This is a genomic window from Streptomyces sp. NPDC018964 (assembly GCF_044390325.1).
Classification (GTDB): domain Bacteria; phylum Actinomycetota; class Actinomycetes; order Streptomycetales; family Streptomycetaceae; genus Streptomyces.
The window spans coordinates 1-9,891 of the sequence record NZ_JBIRYZ010000051.1 but is presented as its reverse complement, the minus strand read 5'-3'; the positions used below and the strand labels follow the sequence as shown (position 1 = coordinate 9,891).

Below are 9,891 nucleotides of genomic sequence, written 5' to 3'. Positions count from 1 at the left end.
TACCACCCGCTGAAACAACTCCCACAACCCGTCCGGGACCAGCCGCTCCACGATCGTCATGCCTTAAGGTTACGAACCCAAATGAGACGACGTCTAAGAGGTCCTACTGAGGTTGAACTCGTGGTGTCGTAGGGGCTGACGGCTCGTCGCTCGTGCGGTATCACCGGGGCATGCGGTATCCACAAGGGGGCGGGCTGACCGCCGAACGGCAGCAGTTCCGCGAGGAGTTACGGCTCAAGGCGGCCGAGAGGTTCGCTCGGGGCGAGGCGAGCTCGGTGATCGCCAAGAACCTACGGGTCAGCGTTCGTTCGGTGCAGCGATGGCGGCAGATGTGGGACGAGGGCGGTCCGCGGGCGCTGCGGTCGCAGGGGCCGGCGTCACTGCCGAGGCTGAGCGAGAAGCAGTTCGCCCAACTGGAGGCGGAGTTGGCCAAGGGGCCGGCCGCTCACGGCTGGGAGGACCAGCGGTGGACCCTGAGCCGGGTGAAGACGGTGATCGGCCGGCGCTTCCACCTGACCTACACGATCCAAGGTGTGCGCAAGCTCCTGGTCCGTAATGGCTGGTCATGTCAGGTGCCGGCCCGACGTGCGATCGAGCGGGACGACGAGTCGGTGGCCGGGTGGGTCAAGGAGGTGTGGCCCTGCGCGGAAGGCTCGCGGCGGTGAGTGGAGCCTGGCTCGTCTTCGAGGACGAGGCCGGATTCTCCATGACGCCGCCGCAGGCGAAGACCTGGTCACAGCGCGGCCGGACCCCGGTGGTGCGGGTCCGCGGCCGCTCCCGCAGACGCATCTCCATCGCGGCGCTGACCTGCTACAAACCCGGCCACCGCTCAAAACTGATTTACCGGCCGCGCCGGGACGACGGCAACCGCGACGGACGTAAGAGCTTCTCCTGGCGCGACTACCGCGACCTGCTGATCGCCGCCCACCAGCAACTCGGCGGCCCGATCGTGCTCATCTGGGACAACCTCAACGTCCACAAGGCCGCCGACCTGAAGAAGTTCGCCGAATCACGGGACTGGCTGACCATCTACTACCTGCCGCCCTACGCACCCGACCTCAACCCCGTCGAAGGAATCTGGTCCCTCCTGCGACGCGGCTGGCTCTCCAACGTCGCCTTCTCCACCCCCGAACACCTCGTCCGGCGCATCCGACGCGGCCTACGGCACATCCAGTACCGCAGTCACCTCATCGACGGCTGCCTCACCGAGACCGGCCTGACCATCAGACCCGCCTGAGCAACCCCACGACACCACGAGTTCAACCTCAGTAGCTCAACGAGAAGCCTCAAATGAGGGAAACGGGGCCTGCGACTTGACAGCCTGGCGTGTTCTTCGATGCTTGTCGTCGTATGCCCCCTCTCCAAGCCCTGCATCGGTCATCAGGATCGGCTATGGGGAGGCCAGCCGCAGGCAGTCGACCGCTACTTGCCATGACCGCGACCCCCAGGCCGCCGAGAGTTTTCTGCTTCGGTGTAAAGAATCCGGGACCCGGACGACTGTCGGGAGGGTGTACGGCTGCCGCTTCACCGTGAGGCGCTGACCAGCCGCAGACTGAAGGAGGTCCGGTGGAGCTGACAGGTATGGGTGTTGTTGTGATCTTGGTGATGCTCTTCGTCCCGGGGCTGACCAAGGTGCTGCACAGCCTCGCCTTCCGCATCCAGGCGGCCGGGAAAGCGGACATCGTGCGCGCCCATGCAGAGTCGGGCCGCGCGACGGCCGACGAACGCCGCACGGGAAACCAGAAGCGGTATGGCTGAACAGGAAGAGGCGGAGCACGCCGGAGCGGTATCCGTCCTGGCCGCCGAGCGGTACAAGCAGATGGTCGGCTACGCCCGGCGACGACTGTGCAACTTCGGGGTCCCGCGGTCGTCGGCGGATCCCGAAGACGTGGTACAGGCAGCCCTGGAGCGAGTGCTGTCCCGCACCGAACCGATCGATGACCTGCGCCCCTATGTCTTCAAGGTCATCAAGAATGAGGTCTGGCACGCGGCGCAGCAGTACCGGAACGGCCAGGGATACAGGTCCTTGGACGCAGATGTGCAACTAGAGGTCGCCGGCCCGGCGACGGCCGATCCGTGCGGCACGGCCGACCTGCGGCTGGACGTGAAGGCCGCGCTGGACACCCTGCCACTGCAGCAGCGCAAAGCGGTGTGGTGCACCAAGGCATGGGGGCTGACCCAGGCAGAAACAGCCCAAACGATGGGAGCAGCGGCGGGGACCATTGCCACCCACGTGTCTCGAGCGGTCATCACACTGCGGGTGATCCTGGGGACCCTTGTGGGGGTGTTGGTCGTCTCCGCAATGGCTTGGGCATGGACCGGCACCGCACCGGTCGATCCGGCTGCGGGCGATGAACTGGTGACGCAAGCAGGGCATCTGGCGGCGCAGCTTCGCTGGCCGTTGCTCTTTATGGGAATCGCTGCCAGCGGAGTGCTGGCTCGGATCGTCTGGCGGTCGTACATCGCTGGGCGACCCTTGGGAGGGGATCCTACGAGCCGCTATGCGGCCCCCTTCGCGGTCAGCCCTCACACGGTCAGGCCGAACCCTTTTACGGCTCCCCACGAGGACAGCCCGCCCACGGTCAAGCCGAAGCCGTAGGCACAAGTGAGCACGGCAAAGCCCTCGTGCTCCTGCGAGAACGACGCAGGAGCACGAGGGCTTTTTGTGTTCTGGAAGCTGGCGTTGCCCGCTCAGGTCAGACGGACTGCTGCTCCTGCTCGGTCAACTGGTTGATCAGGGTGCTGTACTCGTCAGGCTGCTGCTCCCGCAGGATGCCCATGAGCACACGAGCGCACTGAGCGAAAACGGCTGGCTCCATCTTCCGGTGCAAGTGATGAGCGACGAATGGCGCGTCATCGTACGGCAGTCGGCGCGGCTGACCACCCTTCTCGTGATCCGGCACGTCGGCCTCAGCGCCGACGGGGGCCTCCGGTGCCGCTGGGGTATTAACGGCGTTAACGGTCGACAGCTCAGACGGGGCTGGCTCGGCTGAGCCCTCGGGGGTATTAACGCCGTTAACGGTCGGGTCCGCGCTTCGCTCCTCCGAGAGCTTCCGGCGCTGCCGCTGGCGCGGAGGCTTAACGGCGTTAATAGCCCTCTCCGCCTCCTCTGCCTGCTGCTCCTTCGGGAGCCGACCGATACGGCGAGCCGGTTCTACCTTCAGCTCGCCGGTCTCCACCTTCTCCTGCAGCTCCGGCGTGAGCTCCAGCAGCGCCAGACGCTGGGACACCCAGGCTGGCGTCTTCCCCAACCTCTTGGCTACCTGCCCCTGAGATCCATGGACCCGCACGAGCTCCTGGATGGCCTTCGCCTGATCTATGGGAGGGACGTCCACCCGGTGGATATTGGCGATGAGAGCGGACTCCAAGAGGTCCGCAGCACTGGCGGCGAGATCGTCGTTGACGTCGATACGCAGCTCGGTGAGCCCTGCGAGCGCTGCAGCCGCCAGACGCCGGTTGCCGTCGATGACGACGTACTCGGCTTCCTCACCGATCTGATCCTCCTGACCGGGGTGGGCGTGCAGGAAGGCCGCACGCCGTGCCACGGTGACGGGCTGGATCTGGCCCTTGGCCCGCAGCGACTCCGCGGTCTCTTCAATCTCGGTGAGCTCGTCACGAGGGTTGAAAGGATTGCCGGCGAGCAGCTTGAGCTCGACCTTGGCTGGAGGCCGCTTGCCTTCACCGTTCATGATCTGCTGGCGAGTACGGATACGGCGCGGCGTCTTCTTCTCGCCGCTTCCCTCCTCATTCATGCTGAACCCGCGGGTGACGCGCTGTTGAGTCATACGGCAAGCTCCTTCGCCAGTTCGCGCATTACCTGCGCGTGTTCACTGTCGGGCGCGTACTCCAGCAGCGGGATCTCACCGTCTGCCGCCTCCCGGCCTTCCTTCAGGTCCCCGATCACGGCGAGCACGGGCGGGGAGCTGCTCTTCTCCCACTCGTCCCTGTTCTGCTTCACGAGCTTTCCGCGGCGACTGTCGTAGGCGTTGATGATCAGCCCGAGGTAGTCGACCTGGATCCGGCCCTTCTTGCACAGGTCGTCCATCTGGTTCTTCAAAAGACGGAACGCCCGGTGCGAGGCCTTGTTCGCCCAGACAGGAGTTATCACCCCGGACCGGTCCGCGAGTTCACCGTCACGACGGCGCACGTAGTACAGCGCGGTGTCCATGTTCAGCCCCAGGCTGGGCGGGCCGTCGATGATGATGACGTCGTAGTCCTCTTCCAGAGGTTCCAGGGCACGCTCGAGCGCGGCCTCGGAGAAGCTCACCTTGGACAGAGCGACATCACGCAGGAAGGCATCGTCGGAGGCCGGCAGCAGGTGCAGCCGCTCCCCGAACCGCTCTTGGTCCAAAGCCACCAGAAGGTCGTGGATGTCGCCCTTGGCGGTTCCGTCCATGTGCATCATCAGCGTCTCGACGTCGTCCTCGTACATGAGGTCTTCAAAGCCGAGTTCCGCCGTCAGGTGCCCCTGCGGGTCGTAGTCGACGAGCAACACCCGATGGCCGGCCTCCGCGAGGGCCTGAGCGATCCCCGACGAGAGGAAGGTCTTGCCGACACCGCCCTTCTGGTTAGCCACTATGACGCGCACGACAGGCTGCGACACCAAGGGGGATGAAGGGGACGGGTGGTTGTCGAGCCACAGGGTCAGCGCCTGCGCCAGGCCCTGTACGTAAGTGACTCCTCGTTCCGCGCAGACCCCCTTGAACTTGTCAGGCTCGCCGACCGGGAGGAAGGTTCCCCACGTCTTGGCGCCGTCAGTCTTCACTTCGAGGAGACCATCGGCTTCGTACCAGGCCTTGATGGCATGCTCGGTCGCGTCCTGGATGTCCATTCCATGCTCAAAAGCACGGATCTTCAGGTGCCTGCGTAGCTGGGGAGTGAGGGCTGTGATTAGCTTCTCTCGCTCTCCCCGAGGGCTGGGGATGCTCATGCGGCCGAACATTACTAGGTGACCGAGGTGGTAGGGACTCACTGGCCACCGGTTCACCCCCGAAGAAGGTAGACCGCAGTGCAACGCACAACACTGCGCCCCTTGTTCGGCCATGTGCTATTTGTCCACTTGCAGTCCGTTAGCTGAGCGTTAGCGCATCCCCTGGAGAGAGTTGAATTCATCTCCCCACCGGCGAAGTCCCAGCATGGCCTCGACCCGGCAAACCAGCGCGACCGCCTGTACGTCGGAACACCTCCGCGTCGGCGGGGGAGGACCCGGTGTACTCCCCGATCAGGGTGCGGTAGAGGGGAGCACCCCCGAGTCGGCGGGGAGGACCCGCACCCCTGGCAGGCCCGATCCCCGGAGATCGGAACACCCCCGCGTCGGCGGGGAGGACCGGTTCCGCAGCGACTCAACCGAGGCGGACGCCGGAACACCCCCGCGTCGGCGGGGAGGACGCACGGAGACGGCTCTCATGGTCCGCCACATCCGGAACACCCCCGCGTCGGCGGGGAGGACAGCTGCCACCCGGACAGGGGGCCCAGGATCTGCGGAACACCCCCGCGTCGGCGGGGAGGAAACCCTCGACCGCGGGCCAATGCCGGATTACCGCGGAACACCCCGCGTCGGCGGGGAGGACACCTCACCGGTTACAACCCCGATTCCGTGCAACGGAACACCCCCGCGTCGGCGGGGAGGACGACGGCGTCGCCGTATTCGCCCCCGGCAACGACGGAACACCCCCGCGTCGGCGGGGAGGACGACGCCCACACGCTCGCGATCACGAAGAACTACGGAACACCCCCGCGTCGGCGGGGAGGACGCCATGACGCTGCCCACGAACACCTCCACCGCCGGAACACCCCCGCGTCGGCGGGGAGGACGGTCTTGATCTGCTCGCCCCAGGGCCCGAAGACGGAACACCCCCGCGTCGGCGGGGAGGACGCGGAAGCGAGGTAGTCGACCGACAGCCACACCGGAACACCCCCGCGTCGGCGGGGAGGACAGAGCCTTCGCCACAGGCCCGGGAATGACGCTCGGAACACCCCCGCGTCGGCGGGGAGGACGGGTCCATGCGCAGCAGCGCGTCGGTGTTGAGCGGAACACCCCCGCGTCGGCGGGGAGGACCCGAAGATCCCCGCGATCTCCGCCCGGGTGAGCGGAACACCCCCGCGTCGGCGGGGAGGACGCGCTCATACGCAGGGGCAAGCACAAGCGGGATGGAACACCCCCGCGTCGGCGGGGAGGACTCGGCGAGGGCGTGCCGGGTGTATCCCACCTTCGGAACACCCCCGCGTCGGCGGGGAGGACCCGCGACGGCGGGGGTACGGCGGTCCGGGAGGCGGAACACCCCCGCGTCGGCGGGGAGGACTACGGCGCTCTCATCGTCGCGCTCTGGGTGTGCGGAACACCCCCGCGTCGGCGGGGAGGACTCGCCGAGCAGCACGCCGGCCGCCTGCTCCGCCGGAACACCCCCGCGTCGGCGGGGAGGACGCTCGAAGCCACCGCCACCATGGACGTTGCTGCGGAACATCCCCGCGTCGGCGGGGAGGACGAAGGCCTCCCACTCGGCTGCGCCCCCGTCGCCGGAACACCCCCGCGTCGGCGGGGAGGACGCCGGTCCAGCTCTCCAGCCACGCAGCGAGGGCGGAACACCCCCGCGTCGGCGGGGAAGACCGGGAGATGGCGAGCCCGGTCGGCAGTGCTGGCGGAACACCCCCGCGTCGGCGGGGGAGGACTACACGATGCCACCCCGGGCGAAGGGCAAATACGGAACACCCCCGCGTCGGCGGGGAGGACGTCCCCGGCTACACCCCGGGCGCACCGCTGAACGGAACACCCCCACGTCGGCGGGGAGGACGCCTCAGTGGTCACAGGAACCCAATATCGTGACGGAACACCCCCGCGTCGGCGGGGAGGACCCGCGACGGCGGGGGTACGGCGGTCCGGGAGGCGGAACACCCCCGCGTCGGCGGGGAGGACTACGGCGCTCTCATCGTCGCGCTCTGGGTGTGCGGAACACCCCCGCGTCGGCGGGGAGGACTCGCCGAGCAGCACGCCGGCCGCCTGCTCCGCCGGAACACCCCCGCGTCGGCGGGGAAGACCGGGAGATGGCGAGCCCGGTCGGCAGTGCTGGCGGAACACCCCCGCGTCGGCGGGGGAGGACTACACGATGCCACCCCGGGCGAAGGGCAAATACGGAACACCCCCGCGTCGGCGGGGAGGACGGAAGCCGCGCCACGGTGTGGCTGGACGGCACCGGAACACCCCCGCGTCGGCGGGGAGGACTCCGGACCGGTTCCCCCTCGCTGACCTGCATGTGGAACACCCCCGCGTCGGCGGGGAGGACACCCGTATGAGCCTGCGGATTTTGCGTTCAAACGGAACACCCCCGCGTCGGCGGGGAGGACAAACGGATGAGGTTGCAGAGCCCTGATTGATCCGGAACACCCCCGCGTCGGCGGGGAGGACGCCGGACGGACGTGGCGGCAGGCGAAGAAGGACGGAACACCCCCGCGTCGGCGGGGAGGACTTCCTCATCCGGGAGGATGCGCTCGAGGAATGCGGAACACCCCCGCGTCGGCGGGGAGGACCCCATGCCGGAGGCGACCCGGTCCCAGGCGGACGGAACACCCCCGCGTCGGCGGGGAGGACATCCGCTTGTTCGGCATGCGCCGGGACAGCATCGGAACACCCCCGCGTCGGCGGGGAGGACGGTCTTGATTTGCTCGCCCTAGGGCCCGAAGACGGAACACCCCCGCGTCGGCGGGGAGGACAGAGCCTTCGCCACAGGCCCGGGAATGACGCTCGGAAGACCCCCGCGTCGGCGGGGAGGACACCACGCACTCCGGTCGCGCCCTCGTGGAGGGCGGAACACCCCCGCGTCGGCGGGGAGGACATGCCGTAGATCGTCGGTTCCATGCTGGTCTCCGGAACACCCCCGCGTCGGCGGGGAGGACCCCCCCGCCGTGGTGGCCGGTGGCCGCTGTGGAGGAACACCCCCGCGTCGGCGGGGAGGACATCATCACGGGCAGCATCCCCGCATCCACCAGCGGAACACCCCCGCGTCGGCGGGGAGGACTTCGTGAATTTGTCCACGGTCTCGTCCCGCGGCGGAACACCCCCGCGTCGGCGGGGAGGACAGGTGGGACATGCCGCGCAGGTGGCGGACGCGCGGAACACCCCCGCGTCGGCGGGGAGGACCGCACCTTCAGCTGGTAGTTCTGGTACGAGGGCGGAACACCCCCGCGTCGGCGGGGAGGACCTGCTCCGGGTCAACCTGGACGACTGGGACCACGGAACACCCCCGCGTCGGCGGGGAGGACCGCACGGAGCCTCGAACGGCGGCCGTGATCGCCGGAACACCCCCGCGTCGGCGGGGAGGACGGGACGAGACACATCTGGGCGATCGGCATCAGCGGAACACCCCCGCGTCGGCGGGGAGGACTGCAGCGGCAGCACCCGGCGCCCCGAACCCGTCGGAACACCCCCGCGTCGGCAGGGAGGACCAGGTCCCCCGGTACCGCACGAAGTCCCCGCGCGGAACACCCCCGCGTCGGCGGGGAGGACGCGGCGGTGTTGGCGTGGTCGGTGTCGCGGAACGGAACACCCCCGCGTCGGCGGGGAGGACCGCCCACGGGTGCTGCCGAAGCTGTCGGCGGACGGAACACCCCCGCGTCGGCGGGGAGGACATCGTCAGGCCGTTCTCGCCGGACAGGGTGAACGGAACACCCCCGCGTCGGCGGGGAGGACCGCCAGAGAGAGGGCGATCCACCGGTTGAAACCGGAACACCCCCGCGTCGGCGGGGAGGACGGAGCCATCAAGGCCCGGCTGGAGTCCCTCGCCGGAACACCCCCGCGTCGGTGGGGAGGACCGAGCGGTTCGTGTCCACGCCAGGGTCTCCTTCGGAACACCCCCGCGTCGGCGGGGAGGACCCGAGCCAGACCAGCATGCCCGCGAGGGTGGCCGGAACACCCCCGCGTCGGCGGGGAAGACATGCGCGGGATGTCGTCCTTGATCGTGTTGTACGGAGCACCCCCGCGCCGGCGGGGAGAACGTCCTCGCCCAGTTCATCCTCGTCGCCCCGATCGGGATACCCCCGCGTCGGCTGGGAGGACAGAAGCCCACCCCCACCTGATCTTCCTTCCTCCGGAACACCCCTGCGTCGGCAGGAGAACCGACGGCCCCCCAGGTGGGCACGCTGGCCACCGCAACACCCCCGCGTCAGCGGGGAAGGCGGCCTGCTCCCCCTGGAGTGGCTGCTGGGGGACGGATCACTCCCGCGTCGACGGGGAGGACCAGTCCAGGCGCACACCTGCGGCCTGGCGCTCCGGAACACCTCCGCGTCGGCGGGAAGGACAAGACCATCACCCTCGGGATGAGCGACACGAGCGGAACACCCCCGCGGTCGGCGGGGAGGACGCGGTCAGGACGATCGTGGAGTGCCTGAGCTTCGGAACACCCCCGCGTTGGCGGGGGACGCCCACAGTTCCAAGGCGAAACCGGTGTCGCACGGAACACCCCCGCGTCGGCGGGAAGGACCGAGGCCTGATCCAGCAATACGAGCCGCTGTTCGGAACACCCCCGCGTCGGCGGGGAGGACGCAACCCACACCCCCACCAGCGCATCCGTGTCCGGAACACCCCCGCGTCGGCGGGGAGGACTCGGAGAAGTCGCGGTAGCGGTCCCCGTGGAACGGAACACCCCCGCGTCGGCGGGGAGGACGCGCGCAGAGCGTTCGCGGGGTCCGCGAGGATCGGAACACCCCCGCGTCGGTGGGGAGGACCCACGATGTCGCTCCTCGCTCGACAAGGGGCGCGGAACACCCCCGCGTCGGCGGGGAGGACATCAGGGCGACGAGGAGTCCCCGTTATGTTCTTCGCGGTCCTGCAAGAGGGCCGCTGGCCTCCGGGCCCGGCATGACTGTGTCCCCCTGTCGAAGGCATGACCTGGGGGGTGG

At 68.7% G+C, this 9,891-nt stretch carries 6 protein-coding genes and 1 CRISPR repeat array; of the genes, 4 read left to right on the top strand and 2 right to left on the bottom strand.

Annotation, left to right across the window (positions count from 1 at the left end; translation table 11 throughout):
• The first annotated feature begins 170 nt into the window (after nucleotides 1-170).
• From ACH5AO_RS36965 to ACH5AO_RS36950, 4 genes are all read left to right on the top strand, one after another.
• A complete protein-coding gene (locus ACH5AO_RS36965; RefSeq protein ID WP_398932498.1) occupies nucleotides 171-665 on the top strand; it encodes a transposase in 495 nt (164 codons plus the stop codon).
• Nucleotides 666-706: 41 nt separating this feature from the next.
• Nucleotides 707-1,237 (top strand): transposase, encoded by a 531-nt coding sequence (locus ACH5AO_RS36960; RefSeq protein WP_398932500.1) that lies wholly within the window; start codon nucleotides 707-709, stop codon nucleotides 1,235-1,237.
• Between the two features lie 329 nt (nucleotides 1,238-1,566).
• Nucleotides 1,567-1,758: a hypothetical protein gene (locus ACH5AO_RS36955; RefSeq protein ID WP_398932496.1), complete on the top strand. Its 192-nt coding sequence runs from the start codon at nucleotides 1,567-1,569 to the stop codon at nucleotides 1,756-1,758.
• Nucleotides 1,751-2,599: an RNA polymerase sigma factor gene (locus ACH5AO_RS36950; protein ID WP_398932494.1), complete on the top strand. Its 849-nt coding sequence runs from the start codon at nucleotides 1,751-1,753 to the stop codon at nucleotides 2,597-2,599. The genes ACH5AO_RS36955 and ACH5AO_RS36950 overlap by 8 nt, the downstream gene beginning before the upstream one ends.
• Before the next feature lie 97 nt (nucleotides 2,600-2,696).
• Here ACH5AO_RS36950 and ACH5AO_RS36945 read toward each other — a convergent pair whose 3' ends face one another.
• Nucleotides 2,697-3,785: a ParB/RepB/Spo0J family partition protein gene (locus ACH5AO_RS36945; protein ID WP_398932492.1), complete on the bottom strand. Its 1,089-nt coding sequence runs from the start codon at nucleotides 3,783-3,785 to the stop codon at nucleotides 2,697-2,699.
• On the bottom strand, nucleotides 3,782-4,930 hold the full coding sequence (locus ACH5AO_RS36940; RefSeq protein WP_398932490.1) for a ParA family protein: 1,149 nt from the start codon (nucleotides 4,928-4,930) through the stop codon (nucleotides 3,782-3,784). The genes ACH5AO_RS36945 and ACH5AO_RS36940 overlap by 4 nt, the downstream gene beginning before the upstream one ends.
• Nucleotides 4,931-5,175: 245 nt before the next feature.
• Nucleotides 5,176-9,778: a CRISPR direct-repeat array (repeat unit 28 nt; unit sequence GGAACACCCCCGCGTCGGCGGGGAGGAC).
• Nucleotides 9,779-9,891 lie beyond the last annotated feature (113 nt).